At 64.9% G+C, this 25,932-nt stretch carries 23 protein-coding genes; 11 read left to right on the top strand and 12 right to left on the bottom strand.

What is annotated here, in order from left to right:
• Positions 1 to 28: 28 nt before the first annotated feature.
• Complete coding sequence (gene rarD, locus SA190iCDA_RS09970) at positions 29 to 931, bottom strand: EamA family transporter RarD (protein ID WP_070886783.1); 903 nt, start codon at positions 929 to 931, stop codon at positions 29 to 31.
• 282 nt (positions 932 to 1,213) lie between these two features.
• Positions 1,214 to 1,528, bottom strand: coding sequence for a 3-phosphoglycerate kinase (locus tag SA190iCDA_RS09965; RefSeq protein ID WP_070886782.1), 315 nt, complete (start codon positions 1,526 to 1,528; stop codon positions 1,214 to 1,216).
• A gap of 74 nt (positions 1,529 to 1,602) precedes the next feature.
• Between SA190iCDA_RS09965 and SA190iCDA_RS09960 the strand changes: the two genes are divergently transcribed.
• The 4 genes from SA190iCDA_RS09960 (at position 1,603) to SA190iCDA_RS09945 (ending at position 5,779) form a co-directional block, all read left to right on the top strand.
• Positions 1,603 to 2,520, top strand: a complete 918-nt coding sequence (locus SA190iCDA_RS09960) for a LysR family transcriptional regulator (protein WP_070886781.1) — start codon at positions 1,603 to 1,605, stop codon at positions 2,518 to 2,520.
• Between the two features lie 277 nt (positions 2,521 to 2,797).
• Entirely contained in the window at positions 2,798 to 3,352 is a 555-nt protein-coding gene (locus SA190iCDA_RS09955; protein ID WP_070886780.1) for a peptidylprolyl isomerase, read from the top strand.
• A 129-nt stretch (positions 3,353 to 3,481) separates the two neighbouring features.
• A complete protein-coding gene (locus SA190iCDA_RS09950; protein WP_070886779.1) occupies positions 3,482 to 5,317 on the top strand; it encodes an ABC transporter ATP-binding protein in 1,836 nt (611 codons plus the stop codon).
• Positions 5,318 to 5,515: 198 nt separating this feature from the next.
• The gene (locus tag SA190iCDA_RS09945; RefSeq protein ID WP_070886906.1) at positions 5,516 to 5,779 is read left to right on the top strand and encodes a DUF2790 domain-containing protein; all 264 of its coding nucleotides are present in this window, start codon (positions 5,516 to 5,518) and stop codon (positions 5,777 to 5,779) included.
• 42 nt (positions 5,780 to 5,821) lie between these two features.
• On the opposite strand, the gene SA190iCDA_RS09940 is transcribed toward SA190iCDA_RS09945, so the two are convergent.
• On the bottom strand, positions 5,822 to 6,946 hold the full coding sequence (locus SA190iCDA_RS09940; RefSeq protein WP_070886778.1) for a GNAT family N-acetyltransferase: 1,125 nt from the start codon (positions 6,944 to 6,946) through the stop codon (positions 5,822 to 5,824).
• A gap of 364 nt (positions 6,947 to 7,310) precedes the next feature.
• Between SA190iCDA_RS09940 and SA190iCDA_RS09935 the strand changes: the two genes are divergently transcribed.
• Positions 7,311 to 8,408 carry a porin gene (locus SA190iCDA_RS09935; RefSeq protein WP_070886777.1) on the top strand — a complete coding sequence of 366 codons (1,098 nt, stop codon included), beginning with the start codon at positions 7,311 to 7,313 and terminating at the stop codon, positions 8,406 to 8,408.
• A gap of 157 nt (positions 8,409 to 8,565) precedes the next feature.
• The gene (locus tag SA190iCDA_RS09930; RefSeq protein WP_070886776.1) at positions 8,566 to 9,261 is read left to right on the top strand and encodes a DUF2057 family protein; all 696 of its coding nucleotides are present in this window, start codon (positions 8,566 to 8,568) and stop codon (positions 9,259 to 9,261) included.
• Positions 9,262 to 9,337: 76 nt separating this feature from the next.
• Here SA190iCDA_RS09930 and SA190iCDA_RS09925 read toward each other — a convergent pair whose 3' ends face one another.
• Together SA190iCDA_RS09925 and gcvA are read right to left on the bottom strand one after the other, a co-directional pair.
• Complete coding sequence (locus SA190iCDA_RS09925; RefSeq protein ID WP_070886775.1) at positions 9,338 to 10,462, bottom strand: beta-ketoacyl-ACP synthase III; 1,125 nt, start codon at positions 10,460 to 10,462, stop codon at positions 9,338 to 9,340.
• 176 nt (positions 10,463 to 10,638) lie between these two features.
• Positions 10,639 to 11,538 carry a transcriptional regulator GcvA gene (gene gcvA / locus SA190iCDA_RS09920; protein ID WP_070886774.1) on the bottom strand — a complete coding sequence of 300 codons (900 nt, stop codon included), beginning with the start codon at positions 11,536 to 11,538 and terminating at the stop codon, positions 10,639 to 10,641.
• Positions 11,539 to 11,644: 106 nt separating this feature from the next.
• Here gcvA and SA190iCDA_RS09915 point away from each other — a divergent pair, with 106 nt between their 5' ends.
• On the top strand, positions 11,645 to 12,349 hold the full coding sequence (locus SA190iCDA_RS09915; protein WP_070886773.1) for an SDR family oxidoreductase: 705 nt from the start codon (positions 11,645 to 11,647) through the stop codon (positions 12,347 to 12,349).
• Between the two features lie 73 nt (positions 12,350 to 12,422).
• Here SA190iCDA_RS09915 and SA190iCDA_RS09910 read toward each other — a convergent pair whose 3' ends face one another.
• Positions 12,423 to 13,391, bottom strand: a complete 969-nt coding sequence (locus tag SA190iCDA_RS09910; RefSeq protein ID WP_070886772.1) for an NAD(P)H-quinone oxidoreductase — start codon at positions 13,389 to 13,391, stop codon at positions 12,423 to 12,425.
• A gap of 95 nt (positions 13,392 to 13,486) precedes the next feature.
• Between SA190iCDA_RS09910 and SA190iCDA_RS09905 the strand changes: the two genes are divergently transcribed.
• Both SA190iCDA_RS09905 and SA190iCDA_RS09900 read left to right on the top strand, forming a co-directional pair.
• Positions 13,487 to 15,610, top strand: coding sequence for a carboxy terminal-processing peptidase (locus SA190iCDA_RS09905; protein WP_070886771.1), 2,124 nt, complete (start codon positions 13,487 to 13,489; stop codon positions 15,608 to 15,610).
• A 220-nt stretch (positions 15,611 to 15,830) separates the two neighbouring features.
• A complete protein-coding gene (locus tag SA190iCDA_RS09900; RefSeq protein WP_070886770.1) occupies positions 15,831 to 17,615 on the top strand; it encodes a bifunctional diguanylate cyclase/phosphodiesterase in 1,785 nt (594 codons plus the stop codon).
• Here the strand turns inward: SA190iCDA_RS09900 and SA190iCDA_RS09895 are convergent.
• From SA190iCDA_RS09895 to SA190iCDA_RS09885, 3 genes are all read right to left on the bottom strand, one after another.
• Positions 17,597 to 17,962, bottom strand: a complete 366-nt coding sequence (locus SA190iCDA_RS09895; protein ID WP_070886769.1) for a hypothetical protein — start codon at positions 17,960 to 17,962, stop codon at positions 17,597 to 17,599. The genes SA190iCDA_RS09900 and SA190iCDA_RS09895 overlap by 19 nt on opposite strands.
• Entirely contained in the window at positions 17,959 to 18,276 is a 318-nt protein-coding gene (locus tag SA190iCDA_RS09890; protein ID WP_070886768.1) for a helix-turn-helix domain-containing protein, read from the bottom strand. The genes SA190iCDA_RS09895 and SA190iCDA_RS09890 overlap by 4 nt, the downstream gene beginning before the upstream one ends.
• 128 nt (positions 18,277 to 18,404) lie before the next feature.
• A complete protein-coding gene (locus SA190iCDA_RS09885) occupies positions 18,405 to 18,956 on the bottom strand; it encodes a TetR/AcrR family transcriptional regulator (protein WP_070886767.1) in 552 nt (183 codons plus the stop codon).
• 188 nt (positions 18,957 to 19,144) lie between these two features.
• On the opposite strand from SA190iCDA_RS09885, the gene SA190iCDA_RS09880 reads away from it, so the two are divergent.
• Positions 19,145 to 20,311 (top strand): MexC family multidrug efflux RND transporter periplasmic adaptor subunit, encoded by a 1,167-nt coding sequence (locus SA190iCDA_RS09880; protein WP_070886766.1) that lies wholly within the window; start codon positions 19,145 to 19,147, stop codon positions 20,309 to 20,311.
• Positions 20,312 to 20,325: 14 nt separating this feature from the next.
• Positions 20,326 to 23,460 (top strand): efflux RND transporter permease subunit, encoded by a 3,135-nt coding sequence (locus SA190iCDA_RS09875; protein WP_070886765.1) that lies wholly within the window; start codon positions 20,326 to 20,328, stop codon positions 23,458 to 23,460.
• Between the two features lie 42 nt (positions 23,461 to 23,502).
• On the opposite strand, the gene SA190iCDA_RS09870 is transcribed toward SA190iCDA_RS09875, so the two are convergent.
• From SA190iCDA_RS09870 to SA190iCDA_RS09860, 3 genes are all read right to left on the bottom strand, one after another.
• Entirely contained in the window at positions 23,503 to 24,885 is a 1,383-nt protein-coding gene (locus SA190iCDA_RS09870) for a tripartite tricarboxylate transporter permease (RefSeq protein ID WP_139159523.1), read from the bottom strand.
• The gene (locus SA190iCDA_RS09865) at positions 24,885 to 25,418 is read right to left on the bottom strand and encodes a hypothetical protein (protein ID WP_070886763.1); all 534 of its coding nucleotides are present in this window, start codon (positions 25,416 to 25,418) and stop codon (positions 24,885 to 24,887) included. The genes SA190iCDA_RS09870 and SA190iCDA_RS09865 overlap by 1 nt, the downstream gene beginning before the upstream one ends.
• A gap of 117 nt (positions 25,419 to 25,535) precedes the next feature.
• Positions 25,536 to 25,913, bottom strand: coding sequence for a hypothetical protein (locus SA190iCDA_RS09860; protein ID WP_205881605.1), 378 nt, complete (start codon positions 25,911 to 25,913; stop codon positions 25,536 to 25,538).
• Between the last annotated feature and the right edge of the window lie 19 nt (positions 25,914 to 25,932).

Genomic DNA, 25,932 nt, shown 5'->3' with positions numbered 1-25,932 from the left:
GCTTTCTCTAGCCAGCAGCCGAAAGAACTCAGGCCAGCGTCTGCCGGCGCCGCTGTTTGATCAGCAGCCGACCACTGTCCCAGCCCACCAACACCACGGCCACCCAGATCGGCAGATAGGTCATGAACTGGTCCGGATCGAACCGTTCGCCGAGAAACAGCAGGCTGAACATGAACAACAACACCGGCTCCACGTAGCTGAGAATGCCGAACAGACCCAGCGGCAGCAGGCGTGACGAGGCCATCATGAGGGCCAGGGCGATGGTGCCCAGCAGCGCCATGCCGGGCACCATCCACCACAGGCGCGGATGCTCGACGAACATGCCGGCCGGCGCCCAGTAGACGATCAGCCAGATGGCCAGGGGCGCCATCACCAGCATCTCCAGCACCAGCCCCGGCAGCGCGTCCAGGCGCATCCAGCGGCGCAGCATGAAATACGGCGGATAGCCCAGAGCCGTGACCAGGGTGACCCAGGAAAATGCCTGGGACTGCCACAGCTCGTGGAGCACCCCGGCCAAGGCGCAGGCCACGGCGAGCCGCTGCAGCGGGCGCAGGCGCTCGCCATAGAACACCCGACCCGCCAGCACCATGGCCAGTGGCAGCAGGAAATAACCCAGGGATACGTCGAGCATATGGCCGGTCAGCGGTGCCCACACGAACAGGAACCACTGCAGGCCGATCAGCGCCGCCGCCAATGGCAATGCGGCCAGCAGCAGCGGCTCGCGGCCCAGGCGCTGCAGGGCGCTCAGCAGCAACGGCCACTGACGCAACAGGGTGAGCAGCAACAGCACGGCCGGAATCGACCACAGCACACGCTGGGCGAATACCTGGAAACCATCCAGCGGCGTGAGCATCTGCACGTAGCCGGGAATCAGGGCGAAGAGGATCGAGGCGCTGACAGAGAACAGCACGCCGGGTCCGGAAAGGGTCATCGCGCACCTCGAAGATAGGAAAGTCACCCGTGCCGTTCAGCCGCTCAGGCCGCAGCGACAGCGCGGACCGTCAGGCGAGCAGCGCTGCACGGATGGGCGGCGCACCATAACGGTTCGCCGGCCGACAGACAATCCGCACGGCATGCCGCCCCCTGAGGCGGCTGACAGCACCCTGCGCCAGCGGGAGGCTGCCTGGCTGGTATCCGATAAGAAACGATGATTATCCGCGGGTAATCATCGATGAAGTTGATTTGTCCAGCCGCTGACCCTAGTCTGATCCGCCTATTGAGGCTGGCAGTCGAGTTGCACGCGCAGGCGGATGATGCTGCGCGCGAACTTCACCGTGAGGTTGCCGCTCTGCCCGGCCGCCAGCTTGACGCTACGAGTACGCGGCGCTTCGGGGCCGTTACGAAACACCGCCTTGCAGGAAGCGGCCTGCTGACCGTAGTTCTGCACCCGCACGGCGGCCATGTTGTGATCGATTTCCTGGGTACTCGCCGACACTTCGGCACCGTTGAACTGCTTTTCCAGTTCGATGGGATAGGCCTGCACCGCCAGCGGCAAGCAGGCGATCAGTGCGCAACAGAGTTTTTTCATGGCCAACCTCCGAGGTGAGCCGTCAGTTTAGAGCCAGGGCCTGTTCGTGCACAGCCGCTGGTCAAGGAGAACAGATGAAGGCTCCACGCGTTACCCTCGACCAATGGCGTACCCTGCAGGCCGTGGTCGATCATGGCGGCTTCGCCCAGGCGGCCGAGGTGCTGCACCGCTCGCAATCCTCGGTCAGCTACACCGTGGCGCGCATGCAGGAGCAACTGGGCGTGCCGCTGCTGCGCATCGACGGGCGCAAGGCGGTGCTCACCGAAGCCGGCGACGTGCTGCTGCGCCGTTCCCGGCAACTGGTCAAGCAGGCCAGTCAGCTCGAAGACCTGGCGCACCATATGGAACAGGGCTGGGAGGCCGAAGTGCGACTGGTGGTCGACGCCGCCTACCCCAGCGCCCGCCTGGTCCGTGCCCTGACCGCCTTCATGCCGCAGAGCCGCGGCTGCCGCGTGCGCCTGCGCGAGGAGGTGCTGTCCGGCGTCGAGGAGGTGCTCAAGGAAGGTGTCGCCGACCTGGCGATCAGCGCCTACAACATTCCAGGCTTTCTCGGCTCGGAAATGAGCCCGGTGGAATTCCTCGCCGTGGCCCATCCCGATCACCCGCTGCATCGCCTGCAGCGCGAGCTCAATTTCCAGGACCTGGAAACCCAGATGCAGGTGGTGATCCGCGACTCCGGGCGCCACCAGCCCCGCGATATGGGCTGGCTCGGCGCCGAGCAGCGCTGGACGGTGGGCAGCCTGGCCACGGCGGCCACCTTCGTCGGCAGCGGCCTGGGCTTCGCCTGGCTGCCGCGGCACATGATCGAACGCGAACTCAAGGATGGCCTGCTCAAGCCGCTGCCGCTGGACAAGGGCGGCAACCGCAAGCCGGTGTTCTTTCTCTACGCCAGCAAGGACAAGGCCCTGGGCCCGGCCACGCAGATCCTTACCGATCTGATCCAGCGCTTCGATGCGGCGCCGCTCGACGCCGCGCTCGTTTCGCCGGCCTGAGCGCTGTCCCTGCCTGCTTCGGGCAGCGTTCCACGGCCTGAGGCGTACCTGAACGCCTGCACCGCATCGCCTGTCCTACCCTGGTGCCCGGACCGACTACCTGCCGGCCGCGCACCAGCCGACCTGTATCCGCCGGGTTGCCCGACGCCTGCTTGCCGGACAAGCGACTCTCGGCATGCCAGGTCGCTCGACCAGCCCGAACACTTCAACCGCAGCCTGCTTGCCTTTCTGCAGGAAGTCGAAAACACTGCCGCCACCTCATCCAAGGACTAGACCGATGTTGAAGAAACTCGCCCTTACCGCCTGCTCGCTGCTGTTCACCGCCCACCTGATGGCCGCGGAAAACCCTACCGTGCTGCTGACCACCAGCCTGGGTGAAATCGAAGTGCAGCTCGACGAGCAGAAAGCGCCGATCAGTACCCGGAACTTTCTCGCCTACGTGGACAGCGGCTTCTACAAGGGCACCGTGTTTCACCGCGTGATTCCAGGCTTCATGGTGCAGGGCGGCGGCTTCGACGAGAACCTGCGCCAGAAGCAGACCCAGGCACCGATCAAGAACGAAGCCGACAACGGCCTGCACAACGTGCGCGGCACCCTGGCCATGGCCCGTACCCAGGTACGCGACTCGGCCACCAGCCAGTTCTTCATCAACCACACCGACAACGCCTTCCTGGATCACGGCTCGCGCGACTTCGGCTACGCGGTGTTCGGCAAGGTGACCCGCGGCATGGAAGTGGTCGACCGTATCGCCCAGGTGCGCACCGCCAACCGCGCCGGCCAGCAGAACGTGCCGATCGACCCGGTGGTGATTCTCGACGCCAAGCGCCTCTGATACTGCTACCCTCCCCTGGTAACCCACGTGCCTGAGCGCGTGGGTTACCTCAGCGCCCTGCGCTCCTGCCCCCTCGGCAGCCTTCGTTACCCGCAACCACCCCTCATCCGCCAGAGCAGACTGCACCCCATGTTGTTTCGCCGCTTCGAAAACCTCATCGACGTCTTCAAACCCAGCCCCGACGTGGCGCCGCCCAGCGGCATGCTGCGGTTCTACGCCCATTACCTGAAGCAGGTTTGGCCGTTGATGGTGGTGGTGCTGATCGTCGGCTTCTTCGCCGCGGTGATCGAGGTGGCGCTGTTCAGCTTTCTCGGCCAGCTGATCGACATGGCCCAGGCAACCGCCGACGCCCGCACCTTCTTCGCCGAGCACCAGGGCGAGCTGCTGTGGATGGCCCTGGTGGCGCTGATCATCAGGCCGCTGGTATTCGGCCTGCACAACCTGTTGACGCACCAGGCGATCAACCCGGGGCTGACCAACCTGATCCGCTGGCAGAACCACCGCTACGTGCTCAAGCAGAGCCTGAACTTCTTCCAGCACGACTTCGCCGGGCGCATCGCCCAGCGCGTCATGCAGACCGGCCCGTCACTGCGCGACTCGGCCATGCAGGTGATCGACGCCCTGTGGCACGTGGTGGTCTATGCCGGCAGCGCGCTGTACCTGTTCGCCGCCGCCGACCTGCGGCTGATCGTGCCGCTGACGCTGTGGATCATCGGCTACAGCGCGGCACTCTGGTATTTCGTGCCGCGCATCAAGGAGCGTTCGGCCGCAGCCTCGGCGGCGCGCTCCAAGGTCATGGGTCGGGTGGTCGATGGCTACAGCAACGTGGCCACGCTCAAGCTGTTCGCCCATTCCCGAGAGGAAGAAACCTACGCCCGCGAGGCCATGCAGGAGCTGCTCGACAAGTTCCGCCTGCAGTCGCGCACCATCACCAGCCTGGATTTCCTGATCACCTGCATGAACGGCCTGCTGATCGTCGGCACCGGCGCCCTGGCCCTGTGGCTGTGGAGCGAATCGCTGATCAGCACCGGCGCCATCGCCCTGGCGCTGGGCCTGGTGATCCGCATCAACAACATGGCCGAGTGGATCATGTGGGTAGTCAACGGCATCTTCGAGAACGTCGGCACCGTGCAGGACGGCATGCAGACCATCGTCCAGCCGCGCCACGTGCTCGACCGCGAAGGCGCCAAGCCCCTTGAGGTTCGACAGGGCGGCGTACGCTTCGACGACGTGCACTTCCACTATGGCAAGCAGGGCGGCGTGATCAGCGGCCTGAACATCGCGATTGGTCCCGGCGAGAAGATCGGCCTGGTCGGTCCCTCCGGCGCCGGCAAGTCGACCCTGGTCAACCTGCTGCTGCGCCTCTACGACCTGGAGAGCGGGCGCATCCTCATCGACGGCCAGGACATCGCCGAGGTCAGCCAGGAAAGCCTGCGCGCCAATATCGGCGTGGTCACCCAGGACACCTCCCTGCTGCACCGCTCGATCCGCGACAACCTGCGCTACGGCCGCCCCGAGGCCAGCGATGAGGAGCTCTGGGCCGCCGCCCGCAAGGCCCGCGCCGATGGCTTTATCGCCACCCTCGACGACAGCCAGGGCGGGCAGGGCTTCGAGGCCCAGGTGGGCGAGCGCGGCGTCAAGCTCTCCGGTGGCCAGCGCCAGCGCATCGCCATCGCCCGGGTGCTGCTCAAGGACGCGCCGATTCTGGTGCTCGACGAAGCCACCTCGGCCCTGGACTCGGAAGTCGAATCGGCGATCCAGGAAAGCCTGGACAGCCTGATGGACGGCAAGACGGTGATCGCCATCGCCCACCGCCTGTCGACCATCGCGCGCATGGATCGCCTGGTGGTGATCGACAAGGGCCAGGTGATCGAGACCGGTACCCACGCCGAGCTGATCGCCCGCGGTGGCCTGTATGCGCGCCTGTGGCAGCACCAGACCGGCGGCTTCGTCGGCGTCGACTGAAACCGGGTGGGCTCTCGCCCGGCGCGGCTGGCAGCGGCAAACTAGTTAGCTAGCTAACAGATATCAATTTTCATGATACCCACTAACGAGACCATCAATTTCCGCCGCTTCGGCTTTGCTGGTCATATGAGTCCACCAGGCAACGCAATCGAATGGGTCGATGCGATTGCCGGTCATCGAACCATCGAGGACTCCATCATGAAAGTCGCAACCGCTATCACCGCCCTGCTCTCCAGTCTCGCCCCCGCCGTGTTCGCCGCCGATATCCAGAACAAACCGGGTGCCGGCCTGCCGACCGAGGATTATCACTACGGCATGAAAGTCGATGTACAGAAGGTGCTGTACCGCACCGACGTTTCCGACAAGCGAGGCGTCGTGCCGGTGATCATGGTCTACACCGACAGCCAGGGCGAAACCCACAAGATGCGTTTCCTCGAGTGGGGCGGCCGTTACGATGGTTGATCGGACGCATGCTGCACGCTGCGGGCGACCGCAGCGCGCCGCTCACGCCTGCCGGTAAGGCAACATTTCCCGTGCCTGTTCGGCATAGGCCAGCACCCCCAGCCGCTCCTCCTGCAGAAACCCAGCCACCGCATCACGCAAGCCCTCATGCACCAGGTAGTGCCAGGAGTGGGTGAGGGTCGGCTCGAAGCCGCGAATCAGCTTGTGCTCGCCCTGGGCACCGGCATCGAAGCGCTGCACCCCCTGCGCGATCGCCTGCTCCATGCCCTGATAGAAACAGGTCTCGAAATGCAGCCGGTCGAACTCGGCCAGGCAACCCCAGTAGCGCCCATACAGGCTGCCACCGCCCTGCAGGCTGAAGGCCATGGCCACCGGCTGTACAGCGCGGCAGGCCAGCACCACACGAATCGCCTCGGGCATGCGCTCGGCCAGCAGGCTGAAGAACTCCCGGGTCAGGTAAGGCCGCTGGCCACGCAGGTGGTAGGTATTGGCGTAACAGTGGTAGACGAAATCCCACTCCGCTTCGCTCAATTGGTGCCCCTCGCGCCAGTCGAACGCGATGCCCTGCCCCGCCACCAGCTCACGCTCCTTGCGCATCTGCTTGCGCTTGCGCGAGCTCAGGGTATCGAGGAAATCCTGAAAATCCCGATAGCCGCGGTTATGCCAGTGGAACTGGCAGCCCAGGCGCTGCAGCCAGCCGGCCCGACCTTGCAGCGCCTGGTCGCCGGCAACATCGGTGAAATTCACGTGCAGGCTGGAGAGCCCCTGCTCCTCGAGCGTCGCCGTGACGCCATCGAGCAACTGCCCTGCTGCCTCGGGCGAACCCAGCAGGCGCTGGCCCGTCACCGGCGAAAACGGAATGGCGCCGAGCAGCTTGGGGTAATAGGCAATCCCGGCGCGGCGGCAGGCGTCGGCCCAGCCGTGATCGAACACGTATTCGCCCTGGGAGTGGTGTTTGACGTAGGCCGGCAGCGCCGCCTGCGGCTGGCCGTCATCACCGAGCAGCACCTGATGGGCCGCCTGCCAGCCGCTACGCCCACCAACGCTGCCGCTGTCCTCCAGGCTGGCCAGAAAGGAATGGCGCAGAAACGGTTGATCACTCGACAACAGCGTGTCCCAACTCGCAGCCGGCACGCCATTCAAGGACTCGGCGAGAACAAGGGTCATGGCAAGGCTCCAGCAGGGAATATCCAGGGCAGGTTGCGGCTCTGCAAGCGCGCCAGCGAGGGCAAGCCAAAGCATGATGCCGCTGCCTACTGGCGACCACAACCGCCGTCATCCTCAAACTTTAATAATCACCCTATAAGGTTCGGCCGCGTAATTACGCCCTCTTCGCCCCCCTGCCGGCCCCAGCCAAAAGACCCTCATATCCAGCGCAACCGTCTGATTTTAAAAAAGTTCCGCAGACTTGAAAATGTCACGCCACAGCAAGCCTTCTGTCACATCCGGTTTCCATAATCGCCTCCGTCCAAACCGACGATGTCATGCCACCGGCACTGACGGCGTTTCATAAACGAAGGAGCTTTTTTCAATGAAGATGAAGTTGATTGCGGTTGCTGTTGGTGCTGCCCTGTCGGTACCTGCTGTGGCAATGGCAGACGTGAGCATCTACGGCCGTGCGCACGTATCGGTTGACTACCTCGATGACGGTGCCCGTTACTCCGAAACCAACCTGTCGAGCAACTCCTCGCGTCTGGGCTTCAAAGGCGACCATGAAATCAACCCGGATCTGAAAGCCTTCTTCCAGATCGAACAACAGATCAACTTCACCACCGGCTCCTCCAGCGGTGGCACCAGCTTCGCTACCCGTGACACCTTCGTTGGCCTGGGCGGCAACTTCGGCGCCATTCAGGTTGGCCGTTTCGACAGCCCGTTCAAGGTGGCCCGCGGCCCGTTCAACCTGTTCGGTGACCAGGTCGGCGACATGAACAACCTCGCCCGCGTCACCTCCGGCCGCCTCGACGAGCGTTATGACAACACCATCCAGTACACCACTCCGGATTTCTCCGGTTTCAACGTCAAAGTGGCTTACTCGATGTACCAGGGCCAGTCGCTGAACATCACCGACACCGGCAACAACGAAGACAGCGACGCCTTCAGCACCTCGCTGAACTACCTCGGCGGCCCGCTGGAAGCCTCCCTGGCCTACGAGAAGGTCGAAGAAGACACCCTGCGTGGCGAGGCCGACTCCATTCGCGCCGCTGTCGCCTACAAGATCGTCGACAACTTCAAGCTGGTCGGTTTCTACCAGACCACTGATTTCGAAGGCGTCAGCACCACCACCTCCGCTCAACGTGATCAGGGGACTTTCGACGTCTATGGTCTGGGTGGCGAATTCGCCGTTGCCAAGAACACCGCGCTGAAAGCCACCTGGATGACCCACAACAACGATGCCAGGGACCGTGATGCCACCATGTGGGTCGTGGGTGTCGAGCACAAGCTGGACAAGGCCGTACGCGTCTATGCCAACTACGCCGTGGTAGACAACGATGACCTGGTTGCCTACACCCCGTGGAGCCAATCGCGTACCGCCAACCCTACCGGCCAGTCGATCGATGATGATGGCGTAAACCACGCGCTGGGCGAGAAAGCCTCTGGCTTTACCGTAGGTCTGCGTTACGACTTCTGATCCCATTCGCGGATTGGAATGAAAACTAGCCGGGCTGTTCTCTGAGGACAGCCCGGCTTGTCATTTAACTGACACCTACCCGTCTTATTCTCGTTTTCGAAATGTAACCATCCCGACACCGCCGGACATCGGCGGGTCTTCGCCCCTAGGAGTTTTCATGCGCCGCTTGCTCGTTATCGCCCTGGCCGGTCTACTGGCCGCTTGTGCCCAGCAGCCCAAAGTTCAGCTGTATCCCGGTGCACCTCAGCCGCAGAGCGAAGTGCTGACAGTCGTGGTACCCGGCGAACTGGAAATCCGCAGCATCAACGGCCAGCCCTATACGGCGGCCAATGCCGCCTACAACCTGGACGACAAGCAGCTGCTGCTGCAGCCGGGTGCCTATCAGATCCAGGCCTTCTACAAGTACGGTTTCGACGTTGCCGGTGGCATCAGCCATGAAATAGTTCGCGGCCGCACCGCCATCTTCGCCATCGATGGCAAAGCGGGCGACGTCTGGCGCCTGGAGTTCGACCGCCCGGAGAACCTGGCCGAAGCCAAGAAGTTCGAAGATGAATTCAAGGCCTGGGCGGTGAACACCCGTACCGGTGAACGTGAACAGGCCCAACAGGGCAATCGCAACGTTTCGGCACTCGCGGCCCTGATGGGCACCAGCGAAATCGCCGCTCAGCCCACCACCGTCGCCCCGTTGGGCAGTGCTCCGGCACAAGCCGCACAGCCGGTGGCGCTGCACCCCGCGCCGGCCCAGGCCGCAGCCCTGCCGCACAACGACGCCACCCTGACCACCCTGCAGCAAATGTGGAATTTGCTGACTCCGGAAAGCCGCAGCGCCTTTCTGAAATGGGCCAAGCCGTAAGTGATGAACCGGGCTCCTGCCACCGGCGGGAGCTCCTCCTCAGCGCTGGTAAACCCAGCAGCCCCTCCCCACACGATCAACGCTTGCGCAGAATCACGCTACCGATCGAATAACCGGCGCCAAACGAGCTGAGCACACCCAGGGTACCTGCCGGCAGATCATCCTGATGCTTGTGCAAGGCAATCACCGAGCCGGCCGAACTGGTATTGGCGTAGGTGTCGAGAATCACCGGCGCCTCATGGGCCTCCGGGTCACGGCCGAGCAGCTTGCGGGCGATCAGCTGGTTCATGTTGAGGTTGGCCTGGTGCAGCCAGAAGCGCTTCACATCGGCCACATCCAGGCCGTTCTCCTGCAGGTGGGCGGCGATCAGCTCGGCGACCATCGGGCAGACTTCCTTGAACACCTTGCGCCCTTCCTGCACGAACAGCCGGCCTTCGGCCACTGCACCTGCCTCGTCGGCGGCGCGGTTGAGAAAGCCGAAGTTGTTGCGGATATTGTTGGAAAACTGGGTCAGCAGCTTGGTGCCGAGGATCTCCAACTGATGCTCCGAGGTCGCCAGATCCGCGCGTTCCAGAATCACCGCCGTGGCCGCATCGCCAAAGATGAAATGGCTGTCACGGTCGCGGAAGTTCAGGTGCCCGGTGCAGATCTCCGGGTTGACCATCAGGATCGCCCGCGCCTGGCCGAGCTGAATGCTATTGGCCGCCGCCTGGATGCCGAAGGTCGCCGAGGAACAGGCCACGTTCATGTCGAAGCCGAAGCCCTGGATACCCAGCGCCGCCTGCACTTCGATGGCCACCGCCGGATAGGCGCGCTGCAGGTTGGAACAGGCGACGATCACCCCGTCGATATCAGCGGCAGTCTTGCCGGCACGGGCCAGCGCCTCTTCGGCGGCCGCCACCGCCATCTCACAAAGAATGCCCCACTGCTCGTTATCGCGCTCGGGGATGGACGGCACCATGCGTTGCGGGTCGAGGATGCCCTGCTTGTCGATCACGAAACGGCTCTTGATGCCCGAGGCTTTCTCGATAAAGGCGCTGTTCGACTCGCTCAGCGCCTCGATCTCGCCGCGCTCGATGGCCGCGGCGTTGTCCGCGTTGAACTGCTGCACATAGGCATTGAAGGACGCCACCAACTCGTCGTTGGAGATGCTGTTGGCCGGGGTATAAAGGCCCGTACCGCTGATGACGACGTTATGCACGCTGCTTCCTCTTGTTGTCGGCGATTGCCTGGCAGACCGCGGCAAAGGGCCGGCGGCACCGGTGCACGGGTGAGCGACACACGTCGCTTCACAACCCGTTTTCACTGGCGCTCAAGTGTGCCACAGGCCTGGGGGTCTCGCCCATTGGGCAGATAAGCCGGGAATTGAAGACGCGGTCATCGAAGATCGTCATGAGTCTGCGCCAGCAGCCAGTCACGAACCACCGCGAAGGGTGCCTGCTGTCTGACTCGCCGCGGGCCGAGCAGATAGAACCCGCGGTCGTCCCGCAACGTGGCGTCAAAGGGGTTGATCAGACGCCCGGCCTGAATGTCCCGGGTGACAAAAAAACGATTGGCCAAGGCAATGCCCTGACCCGCGACTGCCGCCTCGATGGCCAGTGACGTCTGGTTGAAGCGCACGCTTCTGGCAGAGGCCTGCAGCGCGTCGGGGAACAGCAGATCGAGAAACCGCGGCCAGAGGTTGTGGGCGTCATGCAGCAAGGGATAACGCGCCAAGGTCTGCAGATCGCCCGGGGCGCCCAAGCGCTCGAGCAAGCCTGGGCTCACCACGGCGACAATCGCCTGTTCCAGCAACAGCTCGGCGTGCAGGCCAGGGCCGAACGGCGGGCAGCCATAACGCACGGCCATATCCACCCCATCGTTGTGAAAGCTGGAAAGCCGCTCACTGGCGAGGATTTTCAGGTCGACGTCCGGGTAGCGCGCAGAGAAATCCGGCAGTCGCGGAATCAGCCATTTCGAGGCAAATGTCGGCGTCACGCTGATCGTCAGGTACGAGGGCGCCGGCCGCAACGCCCGGGTGGCGTCAGCGATCTGCTCAAAAGCCCGGCGCACGCTCTGGCTGTAGCCTCTGCCGCTCTCGGTCAGCGCCAGACCACGCGCCTGCCGCTCGAAGAGCTTGACTGACAGATCGGCTTCCAGGGCTCGCACCTGCTGCGCCACCGCGCTCTGGGTAACGCCCAGCTCATCGGCGGCCAGGCGAAAATTCAGATGCCGCGCCACCACCTCGAACACCCGCAGGGCATTGAGCGATGGCAAGTGACCGAACTCTTCCGACATGACTGTAGTTTTTCTACTGATTAAGGGTGCCAGGGCTGCCTCTCTGCCTGGCCAGGCCCGCTGTTAGCCTCAAAGGACATACAACTGCATTTGAGGAGACAATACGATGCCTGTAGAAAAAGTAGCAATCATCACGGCTGCCGGCAGCGGCATGGGCGCCGCAGCCGCACGCCGCCTGGCCACCGACGGTTTCAAGGTCGCCATCCTCTCCTCTTCCGGCAAGGGCGAGGCGCTGGCGGAAGAGCTGGGCGGCTTCGGAGTGACTGGCAGCAACCAGTCCAGCGAGGATCTCGGTAGGCTGGTCGAAGGCACGCTGGCGCGCTGGGGGCGCATCGACCTGCTGGTCAACAGCGCCGGCCACGGCCCACGGGCACCGATTCTGGATATCAGCGACGAAGACTGGCACCGCGGCCTGGATACCTACCTGCTTAACGTGATTCGCCCCACCCGCCTGGTGACGCCCGTCATGCAGGGGCAGAAGTCTGGGGTGATCATCAATATCTCCAGCGCCTGGACATTCGAGCCCAGTGAGCTGTTCCCGACCTCGGCGGTGTTTCGCGCCGGCCTGGCGTCGTTCACGAAGATCTTCGCCGACACCCATGCCCGCGATAATATCCGCATGAACAACGTATTGCCGGGCTGGATAGACAGCTTGCCGGCCACCGAAGCGCGCCGCGCCAGCGTGCCGCTGCAACGCTATGGCAGCAGCGAGGAAGTCGCGGCGACCATCGCCTTTCTGGCCTCCGAGGGAGCCGCCTACATCACTGCCCAGAACATCCGGGTGGATGGCGGCGTGACCCGCGCCGTCTGATCATCGCGCCTTGCTGCCGACCCGCTGCGGAAAACCGCGAGCGTCCACCACCGTGGCCGCTCGCCGGCGGACCTCAGCTCAGGCTGTCGTCGATGACCAGTACCAGCTTGCCGTTGACCTGGTTACCTTCCAGGGTGGCGTAGGCTTCGTGGGCCTCGGCAATCGGGAAGGTGCGGGCCAGTTGCGGCTTGAGTCGCCCCTCGCTGAACAGCGGCCAGACGTGCTGGCGCAGGTCACGCAACAGTTCGGCCTTGAACAGCTCGTCGCGGTTGCGCAGCGTCGAGCCGATCAGCTGGATGCGCTTGCCGAGCACCTGGGCCATGTCGATCTCGGCCTTGCGCCCGCCCATCAGGCCGATGTTCACCCAACGCCCATCGCGCGCCAGCAGCTTGAGGTTAAGCGCCGCGTAGTTGGCGCCAACCGGGTCGAGGATGACCTCGAAGGGGCCGAAATCATCGGGCACCTTGAGGCCGTCCTTGTCACGAATCGCGCCGCCGTTGGCGCCCAGGCTTTCGCAGTACGCGAGGCGTTCCTGGGAGCCGACGGTCACCCAGCAGCTGCTGCCGAACGCCTTGCACAGCTGGATGGCCGCCGAGCCGACGCCACTGGCGCCGGCATGCAGCAGCACCTTCTCGCCGGGCTTCAGACAGGCCAGCTGGAACAGGTTGAGCCAGGCGGTGGCGTACACCTCGGGCAGCCCCGCGGCCTCGTGCAGCGACAAGCCTTCCGGCACCGGCAGCACATGGCGGGCATCGACCACCACCTCTTCGGCCACGCCGCCGCCGGCCAGCAGGGCACAGACGCGATCGCCCACCTGCCAGTCGTCACAACCCGGCCCCACTTCACTGACGATGCCCGCACACTCCAGGCCCAGCGTGTCGCTGGCACCCGGTGGTGGCGGGTAATTGCCGGCCCGCTGCAACAGGTCGGCGCGGTTCAGGCCCGCTGCCGCCACACGAATGCGCACTTCCCCTACATCACAGGCAAGCGTGGGTCGATCGACCCATTCCACCTGCCCTTCAACGCCTTGCAATGCTTTCACGGTGCCTCCATAGTGCATTTGAACCTGGCCCGTCGCTCAGCGACGGGCCTTTGCATTGCGCCGATGGAACCTGGCGCCCTCAAAGACGGCCTAATATGCGTTATCAACTGTCCCCACGTCGAATCAGCATGAAGCGATCCTTTATCAGCGCTACCCTGGCCCTCGTTCTCGGGCTGGGCGCCTTGCCCCTTGCGGCCAAAACCACCCAGGCCGACTCGTGGGAGTACCTGCAGCCTGATCGTGATCAGGTGATCGCCAGCCTCAACGTGGTCGAATTGCTGCAGCGCCATCACTACAGCAAGCCCCCGTTGGACGACGCCCGCTCGGAAAAGATCTATCAGGGTTACCTGAAAATGCTCGACCCGGCGCGCAGCTATTTCACCGCCGCCGACATCGCCGAATTCGACCGCTGGAAGGACAAGTTCGACGACCTCCTGAAGAAGGGCGACCTGGAACCCGGCTTCCATATCTACAAGCGCCATCTCGAACGCCAGCAGGACCGTCTGAACTACGTGCAGGGGCTGCTGGCCAAGGGCGTCGACAAGATCGACTTCACGGTTGACGAGAGCCTCCTGGTCGATCGCGAAAAAGCCCCCTGGGCCAGGGACGTCGCCGAACTCGACGACCTGTGGCGCAAACGCCTGAAGGACGAAGTGCTGCGCCTGAAGCTGGCCGGCAAGGAACCCAAGGCGATCCAGGAGCTGCTCACCAAGCGCTACAAGGCGCAGCAGGCGCGCCTGCAGCAGACCCGCAGCGAGGACGTGTTCCAGGCCTACATCAACGCCTTCGCCATGACCTACGATCCGCACACCAACTACCTGTCGCCGGACAGCGCGGAAAACTTCGACATCAACATGAGCCTGTCCCTCGAGGGCATCGGCGCCGTGTTGCAGAGCGACAACGAGCACGTCAAGGTAGTGCGCCTGGTACCCGCCGGCCCGGCCGAGAAGAGCAAGCAGATCTCGCCTGCCGACAAGATCGTCGGGGTTGGCCAGGGCGACGACGAGATCGTCGACGTGATCGGCTGGCGTCTCGATGAAGTGGTCAAGCTGATCCGCGGTCCGAAAGGCTCGCGCGTGCGCCTGGAAGTGATTCCGGCCAGCAATGCGCCGAACGACATGACCAGCAGGGTCGTCAGCATCACCCGCGAGGCGGTGAAGCTCGAAGAGCAGGCGGCCAAGAAATCCGTCCTCGAGGTCGATCAGGGTGGCCGCGCCTACAAGCTGGGCGTGATCGAAATCCCGGCGTTCTACCTGGACTTCAAGGCCTTCCGTGCCGGCGACCCGGATTACAAGAGCACCACCCGCGACGTCAAGAAGCTGATCACCGAACTGCAGGCCGAGAAGGTCGAGGGGATCGTCATCGACCTGCGCAACAACGGCGGCGGTTCCCTGCAGGAAGCCACCGAACTGACCGGCCTGTTCATCGACAAGGGCCCGACCGTGCTGGTGCGTAACAGCGATGGCCGTGTCGACGTGCTGGCCGACGAGCAGGATGGCGCCTTCTACAAAGGCCCGATGGCCGTGCTGGTCAACCGCCTGTCCGCCTCGGCGTCGGAGATTTTCGCCGGCGCCATGCAGGACTACCACCGCGCACTGATCCTCGGTGGCCAGACCTTCGGCAAGGGCACCGTGCAGACCATCCAGCCCCTCAACCATGGCGAGCTGAAGCTGACCCTGGCCAAGTTCTACCGGGTTTCCGGGCAGAGCACCCAGCACCGCGGTGTGGTCCCGGACATCGCCTACCCGGACGTGATGGACAACAAGGAAATCGGCGAAAGCGCGCTGCCCGAGGCCATGCCCTGGGACAGCATCCGCCCGGCGATCAAGCCGGAGCTGGATCCGATCAAGCCGTTCCTCACCGAATTGAAGAACCGCTACGACGCCCGCACCGCGGACAACCCGGACTTCAACTTCGCCCGCGAACGCCTGGCTCTGTCCCGCGAGCTGATGGCCGAGAAGACCGTCAGCCTCAACGAAGCCAAGCGCCGCGCCCAGCAGGCCGACATCGAGAAACGCCAGTTGGCGATCGAGAACGCCCGGCGCAGCGCCAAGGGCGAAGAGCCGCTCAAGGAGCTGAAGAAGGAAGACGAGGACGACGTGCTGGCCCAGGCCGAGGAAGACAAGAAGACCAAGCCGGAAGACGACGCCTACCTGACGGAAACCGGCCACATCCTTATCGATTACCTCAAGCTCAACACCCGCCTGGCCAAGCAGTGATCACCGGCCAGCGGTAACCCGAAGGGCGTCGCGACTACGACGCCCTTTTTTATTGCCTGAACGATTGCCGGCAGTGCCAGAAAAACCATCCATTCACTTCTGACGCCCGCCCCATTCATCAATCGGTCATCATTCTGTAGTCAAATCATGCTCATCTAGCGGGACGCCTCATCATGGCCAATAGCCATCTCCCGCCACCCGATTCGCATAGAGATTCGCCATGACCGTCACCGAACAGTTGAGCTCGCTGGGCCAGATCCTCGCCCACGGTGATCTGCATAGCCTGTTCCAGCCCATCGTGTCGGTCGCCGAACGACGCATCCTCGGCTACGAAGCGCTGACCCGCGGCCCGTCCAACAGCCCCCTGCACTCGCCGCTGACCCTGTTTGCCGCGGCCCGCCAGACCGGCCTGCTCAGCGAGCTGGAGCTGGCCTGCCGCAAGAGCGCCTGCCGCCGTTTCAGCGAGCAGCAACTCGATGGCTTGCTGTTTCTCAACGTCTCGCCGGATTCGCTGCTCGACGCCAATCACCAACCCGGCCGCACCCTGCAATTGCTGCAGACCTACGGCATCGCCCCCAGCCGGGTGGTCATCGAACTGACCGAGCAATCACCCACCGACGATTTCTACCTGCTCGACACCGCCCTGCACCATTACCGCGACATGGGCTTTTCCATCGCCCTGGACGACCTGGGCGCTGGTTATTCCAGCCTGCGCCTCTGGTCGGAACTGCGCCCCGACTACGTGAAGATCGATCGCCACTTCATCGACGGCATCCACCGTGATGCGGTGAAACGCGAGTTCGTCGGTTCCATCCTGCAAATGGCCAAGGCCTCGCGCTCCAAGGTGATCGCCGAAGGCATCGAACTCGAGGAAGAGCTCGCCGTGCTCTGCGAGATGGGCGTCGACCTGCTCCAGGGCTACCTGCTCTGCCGTCCCCAGGAAGCGCCCCCCACCGACGCCCGCAAGATGCTGCCTGCCGTCGGCCAGGCGCCTACGCCGCTGGGTGAGGAAGGCACCGACCTCACCGCCCTGCTCAACGAACAGCTGGCGGTCTGCGTTTCCACACCCACCGCCGACGTGCTGGAGGCGTTTCGCGCCCAGGCCAACCTCAATTCCCTGGCGGTGCTCGACGACGAGCAGCGCCCGGTGGGCATCGTGCACCGTCATTCGCTGTCGGACGTGCTGCTCAAGCCCTTCGCCACCGAGCTGTACGCGCGCAAGCCGATCAGCCGCCTGATGAGCAACGATTTCCTGGCGGTGGAGATCACCCAGTCGCTGCAACAGGTCAGCCGTCTGCTGACCAGCCGCGCCCGCCAGCGCATGGAAGAGGATTTCGTGATCACCGTCGATGGCTGCTATCAGGGTCTGGGTCGGGTGATCGACGTACTCAAGCTGATCACCGAACTGAAGATCCAGCAGGCCCGCTATGCCAACCCACTGACCCTGCTGCCGGGCAACGTGCCGATTCAGCAGTGCCTGGCGCGCCTGCTGCAGCAGAACCGCGAAGCGGCGGTCTGCTACGTCGACGTCGACAGCTTCAAACCCTTCAACGACCTGTACGGCTACGCCAAGGGCGATGAGGTGCTGCTGTGCCTGGCCCACTGTCTGAACGAGCGCATCGACCCCAGCCGGGATTTCGTCGGTCATATCGGCGGTGATGATTTCCTGCTGGTGTTCGGCTCGCGGGACTGGCGTGCCCGCCTCAATCAGTTGCTGGAGGACTTCCAGGCGCAGTGCCGGCGCTTCTACCTGGAAGAACACCTGGACGCTGGCTGCTTCATCAGCCACAACCGCCAGGGCCAGCGCGAGGAGTTCCCGCTGCTGTCACTGTCGCTCGGCGTGGTCCACCTGCACCCACAGCATTGCCCGCAGCTGGACGCCAGCGAGTTGGCCGGCCTGGCCTCCGAAGCCAAGCGCCAGGCCAAGGCGATACCGGGTTACAGCCTGCACGTGATCGACACCCATACGCTGCAGGAACGCCCCCCTCAGGCCTCGGCGGGATAATCGAACTCGAACACCCGGGCCACTTCCGAGGCATGCCAGGACGCGGCGGCGACGCCGTCGGGTGCGCCGTCGAAGCGGCCCAGGCGTGATACGCACTCGAAGAAGCCGGTGCGTGGCAGGCGGCTGGCGCCCTGACTGATCACCAGGGCGCTGCGCAGCGGGCGATCGCTACGCGCATCCAGGGCGGCCAGGTGTTCCAGCGCGGCGGTGAGGGTCTGCATGGCGGGCGCCGGCAGTGACAGGCGTTCGATCAGCGCGCGATAGGTCAGCAGGTGGCGCTGGCGCCGGGCATCGTCGAGGGCCGCGAGCAGCGCCTCCCAGTGGGCCCGGCTGATGCGCACGCTCATGCCTGCCAACCCGAGATGCCGAGCACCCAGGCCAAGGCCCGCAGAATGGCCGCATCGGGCTGGCGCTCACCGCTTTCGATCATGCCCAGGTAATGGGGGCTGATACCCACCGCCCGCGCCAGCTCATCACGGCTCAGGCCCTTGGCCTCGCGCAACGCGCTCAGCTCGGTCAAAGCTTTCGGGGCATCGACTTCCGCCTGAGCCGCCGGTGTCACGGCACTCTGGCCGGCAGCCTGGAGCAGCGCCTGATAATCGGCCCACGGCACGACCGCGTACTCCGGTTCACCGTCACGCTCGATCACTTGTACATTCATGCTTGGTTTCTCCGCGAGGCGCAGCGTCCCTCTGCGTAATCCGGCTCAGGGCCACGACATGAGCCGCATACTACCAGCCCTCCGACCCGGCGCGCTCGTCTGCCGGCTGCCGGCCGTGACCGGGGCCCTCAGGTGGCCGCACCCTGCATGAAGAACGTCTGCAGCGACGGACCCATGCTGGCCCGCGCCACCCGCCCACGGCGTTCGCCGTCGACCAGGCCGAACAGCAGCGAAGCGAACAGCTCGGTCAGCACCGGCGCGCCGATGTCGATGCGAAAGGCACCCTCCTGCTGACCGCGCAGGAAGTACTGATCCAGCGCATTGGTGTACGGCAGCCAGCGCGCTTGCTCGCCGCACTCGTGCAGGGAGTCCGGGCGCCACTGGAACATCAGGAAAACCAGCAGGTCGCGGTGCACCAGATGCCCGTCCACCAGGCGTTGCAAGGCTTCGGGCACCGGCGCATGCTGCAGGTCGGCCTCGGCGATGACCTGGTTCATCACTTCGGAGCCATAATCGAAGAGCATTTCGATCAGGTTGTCGCGGGTGCCGCAGTAGCGATTCAGGGTCGCCTTGCTCACACCTGCCGCCTGGGCGATTTCCTTGAAGGTGCCGCGCGGGTGCTCGACCATGGCCACGGCCAGGGCTTTGAGCAGTTTTTCTTCAGCGACAGGTCTTGGCATCACTACATTCTTCTCGGGGCTCAGCGGCACGGCCGCGCCATTGTGCAGGAAAATTCTGGGCGTTCAAAAGGACCGGCAATTTTAGACACAAAAAATGCAAATGAGACAATATTGACTCACATGCACCTATAAACGACCATTCGCGCCTTTCAAGGACTAACTGGATTGGGCATCGCCCCAGGTGAAGCATGAGCAGGATTCGCACCCGTCACGTCGTATCGGCTATCACCCTTGCAATCGTCATCGGCCTGGCCGGCTGTGACAAAGGCGAACAGGGCTGGGGCGAAGCGCCGCCTCGCGAGGTGGATGTCCTTACCATCAAGACCGAGCCCTTCACCGTGGTGGCCGAATTGCCGGGGCGTATCGAACCCGTGCGCGTCGCCGAGGTACGTGCCCGGGTCGCCGGTATCGTGCTCAAGCGCACCTTCGAGGAAGGCGCCGACGTCAAGGCCGGCGACCTGCTGTTCCAGATCGACCCCGCGCCGTTCAAGGCCGCGTTGTCGCGCGCCGAGGGCGAGCTGGCCCGCGCCGATGCGCAGCTGTTCCAGGCCCAGGCCACGCTCAAGCGCTACGAGCCGCTGGTGAAGATCAACGCGGTCAGCCAGCAGGACTTCGACGTGGCCCGCGCCACCCTGCGCAGTGCCCAGGCCGACAAGCGCTCGGCCCAGGCCAACGTGGAAACCGCCAAGCTCGACCTGGGTTACGCCCAGGTGCGCGCGCCCATCGCCGGGCGCATCGGCCGTGCCCAGGTCACCGAGGGCGCGCTGGTCGGCCAGGGCGAGACCACCCTGCTCGCCCGTATCCAGCAACTCGACCCGGTGTATGCCGACTTCAGCCAGCCGGCTGCCGATGCCCTGCGCCTGCGCGCTGCCATCGCCGACGGCAAGGTCTCCGGCGATGGCGACAAGACCCTGTCGCTGCGCGTCGACGGCACCGATATCCAGAGCCAGGGCACCCTGCTGTTCACCGACATCTCGGTGGATCGCAGCACCGGGCAGATCGCCCTGCGCGGACGCTTCGACAACCCCCAGGGCGTGTTGCTGCCGGGTATGTACGTGCGCGTGAGCACGCCCCAGGGGCTCGATCAGGACGCCATTCTGGTGCCGCAGCGCGCCGTGCAGCGCGCCGCCGACGGCAAGGCCAGCGTGATGCTGCTCGGCGCCGACGATACCGTGGAAGCACGGCCGGTCACCACCGGCGCCATGCAGGGCGGCCGCTGGCAGATCACCGACGGCCTGAAGGCCGGTGACCAGGTGATCACCAGCTCGCTGTCGGCCATCCGCCCCGGCGCCAAGGTGGTACCACGCCGCCCCGGCGCTGACGCCCAGACCGACACCCCTTCCCAGGCGCAATAAGCCGGAGCATCGACATGTCCTTGTTTTTTATCCGGCGCCCGAACTTCGCCTGGGTGGTCGCGCTGTTCATCACCATGGGCGGTCTGCTGGCCATCCCCTTCCTGCCGGTGGCGCAGTACCCCAACGTGGCACCGCCACAGATCACCGTCACCGCCACCTACCCGGGCGCGTCGGCCCAGGTGCTGACCGACTCGGTCACCAGCGTGATCGAGGAAGAGCTCAACGGCGCCAAGAACCTGCTGTACTTCGAGTCCACCAGCAACGCCAACGGTATCGCCGAGATCACCGTGACCTTCCAGCCGGGCACCGACCCGGAGCTGGCCCAGGTCGACGTGCAGAACCGCCTCAAGCGTGCCGAAGCGCGCATGCCCCAGGCCGTACTGACCCTCGGCATCCAGACCGAACAGGCCACCGCGGGTTTCCTGCTGATCTATTCGCTGACCTACAAAGATGGCAGCGCCAACGACGACACCACCGCCCTGGCCGACTACGCGGCGCGCAACATCAACAACGAGATCCGCCGGGTGCCGGGTGTCGGCAAGCTGCAGTTCTTCGCCTCCGAAGCGGCGATGCGCGTGTGGATCGACCCGCAGAAGCTGGTCGGTTATGGCCTGTCGATCGACGACGTCAACAACGCCATCCGCGCCCAGAACGTGCAGGTGCCGGCTGGCGCCTTCGGCAGCACGCCGGGCAGCGCCGAGCAGGAGCTGACCGCGACCCTGGCGGTCAAGGGCACCCTGGACAACCCCGAGGAATTCGCCGCCATCGTGCTGCGCGCCAACCAGGACGGCTCGCGCCTGACCCTGGGCGACGTGGCGCGTATCGAGGTCGGCAGCCAGGACTACAACTTCGGCTCGCGCCAGGACGGCAAGCCCGCCGTGGCCGCCGCCGTGCAGCTGGCCCCGGGCGCCAACGCCATCCAGACCGCCGAGGCGGTCAAGCAGCGCCTTACCGAACTGTCCGCCAACTTCCCGGACAACGTGCAGTTCTCGGTGCCCTACGACACCTCGCGATTCGTCGACGTGGCCATCGACAAGGTCATCATGACCCTGGTCGAGGCCATGGTGCTGGTGTTCCTGGTGATGTTCCTGTTCCTGCAGAACGTGCGCTACACCCTGATCCCGTCCATCGTGGTGCCGGTGTGCCTGCTCGGCACCCTGACCTTCATGTACCTGCTGGGCTTCTCGGTGAACATGATGACCATGTTCGGCATGGTGCTGGCCATCGGCATCCTGGTCGATGATGCCATCGTGGTGGTCGAGAACGTCGAGCGGATCATGGCCGAAGAAGGCCTGGAGCCGGTGCCGGCGACCATCAAGGCGATGGGCCAGGTGTCCGGGGCGATCCTCGGCATCACCCTGGTGCTGTCGGCGGTGTTCCTGCCCCTGGCGTTCATGGCCGGTTCGGTGGGCGTTATCTACCAGCAGTTCTCCCTGTCGCTGGCGGTATCGATCCTGTTCTCCGGCTTCCTGGCGCTGACCTTCACACCGGCGCTGTGCGCCACCATTCTCAAGCCGATCCCCCAGGGGCATCACGAGAAAACCGGTTTCTTCGGCTGGTTCAACCGCAAATTCACCGGGCTGACCGGGCGCTACACCGACCTCAACAGCAAGCTGGTACCGCGCGCCGGGCGCTTCATGTTCATCTACCTGGGCATCGTGGTGCTGATGGGCTTCTTCTACCTGCGCCTGCCGGAATCCTTCGTGCCGGTCGAAGACCAGGGCTACATGATCGTCGATATCCAGCTGCCACCCGGCGCGACGCGCGAGCGCACCTCGGCCGCCGGCAAGGAGCTGGAGGAGTTCCTCGCCTCCCGCGAGGCCGTGGCGACCTCCTTCCTGGTGCTGGGCTTCAGCTTCTCGGGCATGGGCGAGAACGCCGCCATCGCCTTCCCGCTGCTCAAGGACTGGTCCGAGCGTGATTCGGAGCAATCGGTCGAAGCCGAGACGACCGCGGTCAACGGCCGCTTCGCCAACCTCGACGACGGCGCCATGATGGCCGTGCCACCGCCACCGATCGATGGCCTGGGCAACTCGGGCGGCTTCTCCCTGCGCCTGCAGGACCGCGGCGGCCTTGGCCGCGAGGCGCTGCTGGCCGCCCGTGACGAGGTACTCGGCAAGGTCAACGGCAACCCGCTGTTCCTCTACGGCATGATGGAAGGCCTGGCCGAAGCGCCGCAGCTGCGCCTGGTCATCGACCGCGAGCAGGCACGTGCCCAGGGCGTCAGCTTCGAGTCGATCAGCAATGCGCTGTCCACCGCCTTCGGTTCCTCGGTGATCAACGACTTCGCCAACGCCGGGCGACAGCAGCGCGTGGTGGTGCAGGCCGAACAGGGCGCACGGATGACGCCGGACAGCGTGCTCAGGCTGCACGTGCCCAACGACAGCGGCAGCCTGGTGCCGCTGAGCGCCTTCGTGACCACCCAGTGGGAACAGGGCCCGGTGCAGGTGGCGCGCTACAACGGATACCCGTCGATCCGCATTTCCGGCGACGCCGCGCCGGGGGTCAGCACCGGCGAGGCCATGGCCGAACTGGAGCGCATCGCCGCCGGGCTGCCGGAGGGCATCGGCTACGAATGGACCGGCCTCTCCTACCAGGAGAAGGTCGCCAGCGGCCAGGCGGCGATGCTCTTTGCCCTGGCCATCGTGGTGGTGTTCCTGCTCCTGGTGGCCCTCTACGAGAGCTGGGCGATCCCCCTGGCGGTGATGCTCATCGTGCCGGTCGGCGCCCTTGGCGCGGTGCTCGCGGTAACCGCCATCGGCCTGCCCAACGACGTGTACTTCAAGGTCGGCCTGATCACCGTGATCGGCCTGGCGGCGAAGAACGCCATCCTGATCGTCGAGTTCGCCAAGGACCTGTGGGAAGACGGCTACTCGTTGCGCGATGCTGCCATCGAGGCCGCACGCCTGCGCTTCAGGCCGATCATCATGACCTCCATGGCCTTCATGCTTGGCGTGGTGCCGCTGGTGATCGCCACCGGCGCCGGCGCGGCCAGCCAGCGCGCCATCGGCACCGGGGTGCTCGGCGGCATGCTCAGCGCGACCCTGCTGGGGGTGATCTTCGTGCCGCTCTTCTTCGTCTGGGTGCTGTCGCTGCTGCGGACCAAGCCCAAGCAGACCGACCATCACCCGCTGCATAAGGCGCAATGACGAAAGGGGGCGTGCAGGCGAAAGCCGCACGCCCCTCCTCGTTCAGTTCAACAAGGCGATCAACGCGGGCACGCTGAGCACCGCCGTGTAGTAGCCCATGAACTGCACGCCGATATTGAAGCCCAGGAAGCGCCCCAGAAAGCCGCCGAGCAGGCCGATGGTGACGATCACCAGCAGCCCGAGCAGGCCACCCTCCCAGATCCCGACCACCAGCACCAGGCCGATGAAGGTGGCAATCACCGCTTCGTGGCTGACCCTGCGCGACACGAAGGAAGCCGCCTGGTGGGCGAAATTCATGGTGAAGGGGTAGGCGATCACGATGGCCACCAACACGGCCATCATGCCGTAGCCGAAGAACTCCCAGTTGCTGAGCAGGTTATGCAGGTTGTTGACCTCTCCGGTGGCCGTGTCGACGCTGAAGCGTGGCGGTGCGTTGAACAGTGGCGCGGCCGGCCCGGCAGCCACCGGGCTGAGCGGCAGGCCGAAGGCGATCAGCGGGATCAGCGCCTCGGCGATATAGGTCGACTCGGTCACTCCGTTACGGGCGGTGATCACCGTGGTCAGCCGCTCGTAGGCCTGCTTGATGCGCGCACCGATGAGCTCGCCCATGATCACCGTCATGGCCACCGGGCTGAACACGAAGGTGGCGCTGGTCACGCTCGCCGCCATGGCGGTCATGCGCGTCTGGCGCTTGTTGATCACCCGTAGCGGGTTGGGAAAGTAGCCGCGCCAGCCCTTCATGTCCGGCGCCAGGGAGAACACCCGGTACTGGTCGCGACGCATGCGTTCCCGCTCGGCGGGTGCCAGCATCGAGAAGAGCGAGGTGATCAGCGGTGCCACGGCGATGCCGAGGAAGTAGCTGACCGCCAGCTTGACGCCGTACTGGGCCGTCAGGGTCTGCAGGGCGACGATCACCAGCACGAACGGCAGCAAGGCCAGCACCGAGGCCCAGCGCCCGGCCGAGAAGTAGGCGATGGTAAAGGCGGCGCAGAGAAACACCCAGGGGGCGAACTGCTTGATGACGTCACCAAACGGCGCCAGCAGCACGGCGAACAGCACCGCCAGCGGTACCGCGATGACGGCCGCCACGGCGCCGCCGGAAATCATCTTGCGCAGCGCCACATGGGGCACGCCGAGGCGGCGCAGGTGGTTGGCGTCGCCGATCAATGCGGTTGCCGAGGTATCACCGGGAATACCCAGCAAGGCGGTGGGCACCGCGTGGGTCATGTGCTTGGCCACCGCACCGGCCAGAAAGAAGGTGAGAATGCCGGCCGGCGGCGCGCCGAGCAGCACCACCAGCATGGTCAGCGGCGCCAGGGTGGTGGTTTCGTCGGTGCCCGATACCAGGCCGATGGCCGAGAACAGCACGGCGCCGAACAGGCCGAGGGCCAGGGCCATGAGGATTTCGTAGAGCAGGCCTTCCATCACCGGCGCCCTCCGCTCAGCACCAGGGAATCGCGGGTATCCACGTCGGTCTCGGCACGCTGCTCGCGGGCCTGTTCTTCCCGGGCCTGGGCATCCCGGAACAGCTCGTAGAGGCCGAGCTCGTGGAGTTCGGCGAGCACCTCGGGCGAGGTCTCCTCGAGACGGCCAAGGCTGCCGTATTCCTTGAGCAGGTCAGCTACCACCTGCTCGCGAAAGGCCGGGTCCGCCACGTGCTCGACCACCTCGCGCTTGGGCTTGAACAGCATGGCGCTGATCGCACCACCACCCAGGCAACCGAGAATGCCGAACAGCATGGCGTAGGCTCTGGCCATCTGCGCCGACTCGACCAGGCCGTCGAGTATCCACAGCGCCAGCCCGTAGGCACCCAGGCTGACGATGGCGCTGACAGTGATGGCCAGCACCAGATGCCGGGCATCGACGGTGTCGCCCCACACCTCGTAGAGGTTGTCGGTGTTGCGCGCCGCGTCCGCGCAGGGCGGTGTCGCGGCCGGTCTGGCAAGTTCTTGGCTCATGGTGTCCCCCGCCCTTTCGGGCTCTTGTTGTTATTGAGGAAGCAGTTGGTTGGCGACCGCAAGGTCGGGTTCGTGTGCACGCCAGGCACCGGCCATGGCGCCGGTCGTTTCTCTTGTTCAGTCCGCGCCGGCAAGGCGTACGCTGGCGTCTCCCAGGGTGATCACCTGGCCCGCCTGGTTGCTCAGGCACAGCGCCAGGGTCACGCGCCCGCCCTCCACCGCGACGACTTCGCCGGCGGCGGTCAGCACATCGCCGAGATAACCGGCGCGCCGATTGCTGTACTGGAAGCTCAGCAGCTCGTCGCCCTCGTCCATCCACTCGTACACCAGCTGGGTCAGCCAGTCGCCCTGCAACGGGCCGTCCACCAGGAGCGCCGGGTGCCCCTCGCTGTGCTGGGCATAGGGCAGGTCATAGTGGATACGGTGGGCATTCCAGATGGCCGCGTTGTACAGGAACAGCTGCACGGTGCCGGGCCGATATTCGCGCTCGGTCAACCGCTGACCTGCTCTGATC

It is taken from the genome of Pseudomonas argentinensis, assembly GCF_001839655.2.
Classification (GTDB): Bacteria; Pseudomonadota; Gammaproteobacteria; order Pseudomonadales; family Pseudomonadaceae; genus Aquipseudomonas; species Aquipseudomonas argentinensis_B.
This window is presented reverse-complemented; position numbering and strand designations above follow the sequence as displayed.

What these genes read in the sequence shown, in the direction of transcription:
- rarD (WP_070886783.1), bottom strand. Translation starts at nt 931, where the DNA reads ATGACCCTTTCCGGACCCGGCGTGCTGTTCTCTGTCAGCGCCTCGATC.
- SA190iCDA_RS09965 (WP_070886782.1), bottom strand. Translation starts at nt 1,528, where the DNA reads ATGAAAAAACTCTGTTGCGCACTGATCGCCTGCTTGCCGCTGGCGGTG.
- SA190iCDA_RS09960 (WP_070886781.1), top strand. Translation starts at nt 1,603, where the DNA reads ATGAAGGCTCCACGCGTTACCCTCGACCAATGGCGTACCCTGCAGGCC.
- SA190iCDA_RS09955 (WP_070886780.1), top strand. Translation starts at nt 2,798, where the DNA reads ATGTTGAAGAAACTCGCCCTTACCGCCTGCTCGCTGCTGTTCACCGCC.
- SA190iCDA_RS09950 (WP_070886779.1), top strand. Translation starts at nt 3,482, where the DNA reads ATGTTGTTTCGCCGCTTCGAAAACCTCATCGACGTCTTCAAACCCAGC.
- SA190iCDA_RS09945 (WP_070886906.1), top strand. Translation starts at nt 5,516, where the DNA reads ATGAAAGTCGCAACCGCTATCACCGCCCTGCTCTCCAGTCTCGCCCCC.
- SA190iCDA_RS09940 (WP_070886778.1), bottom strand. Translation starts at nt 6,946, where the DNA reads ATGACCCTTGTTCTCGCCGAGTCCTTGAATGGCGTGCCGGCTGCGAGT.
- SA190iCDA_RS09935 (WP_070886777.1), top strand. Translation starts at nt 7,311, where the DNA reads ATGAAGATGAAGTTGATTGCGGTTGCTGTTGGTGCTGCCCTGTCGGTA.
- SA190iCDA_RS09930 (WP_070886776.1), top strand. Translation starts at nt 8,566, where the DNA reads ATGCGCCGCTTGCTCGTTATCGCCCTGGCCGGTCTACTGGCCGCTTGT.
- gcvA (WP_070886774.1), bottom strand. Translation starts at nt 11,538, where the DNA reads ATGTCGGAAGAGTTCGGTCACTTGCCATCGCTCAATGCCCTGCGGGTG.
- SA190iCDA_RS09915 (WP_070886773.1), top strand. Translation starts at nt 11,645, where the DNA reads ATGCCTGTAGAAAAAGTAGCAATCATCACGGCTGCCGGCAGCGGCATG.
- SA190iCDA_RS09905 (WP_070886771.1), top strand. Translation starts at nt 13,487, where the DNA reads ATGCGTTATCAACTGTCCCCACGTCGAATCAGCATGAAGCGATCCTTT.
- SA190iCDA_RS09900 (WP_070886770.1), top strand. Translation starts at nt 15,831, where the DNA reads ATGACCGTCACCGAACAGTTGAGCTCGCTGGGCCAGATCCTCGCCCAC.
- SA190iCDA_RS09895 (WP_070886769.1), bottom strand. Translation starts at nt 17,962, where the DNA reads ATGAGCGTGCGCATCAGCCGGGCCCACTGGGAGGCGCTGCTCGCGGCC.
- SA190iCDA_RS09890 (WP_070886768.1), bottom strand. Translation starts at nt 18,276, where the DNA reads ATGAATGTACAAGTGATCGAGCGTGACGGTGAACCGGAGTACGCGGTC.
- SA190iCDA_RS09885 (WP_070886767.1), bottom strand. Translation starts at nt 18,956, where the DNA reads ATGCCAAGACCTGTCGCTGAAGAAAAACTGCTCAAAGCCCTGGCCGTG.
- SA190iCDA_RS09880 (WP_070886766.1), top strand. Translation starts at nt 19,145, where the DNA reads ATGAGCAGGATTCGCACCCGTCACGTCGTATCGGCTATCACCCTTGCA.
- SA190iCDA_RS09875 (WP_070886765.1), top strand. Translation starts at nt 20,326, where the DNA reads ATGTCCTTGTTTTTTATCCGGCGCCCGAACTTCGCCTGGGTGGTCGCG.
- SA190iCDA_RS09870 (WP_139159523.1), bottom strand. Translation starts at nt 24,885, where the DNA reads ATGGAAGGCCTGCTCTACGAAATCCTCATGGCCCTGGCCCTCGGCCTG.
- SA190iCDA_RS09865 (WP_070886763.1), bottom strand. Translation starts at nt 25,418, where the DNA reads ATGAGCCAAGAACTTGCCAGACCGGCCGCGACACCGCCCTGCGCGGAC.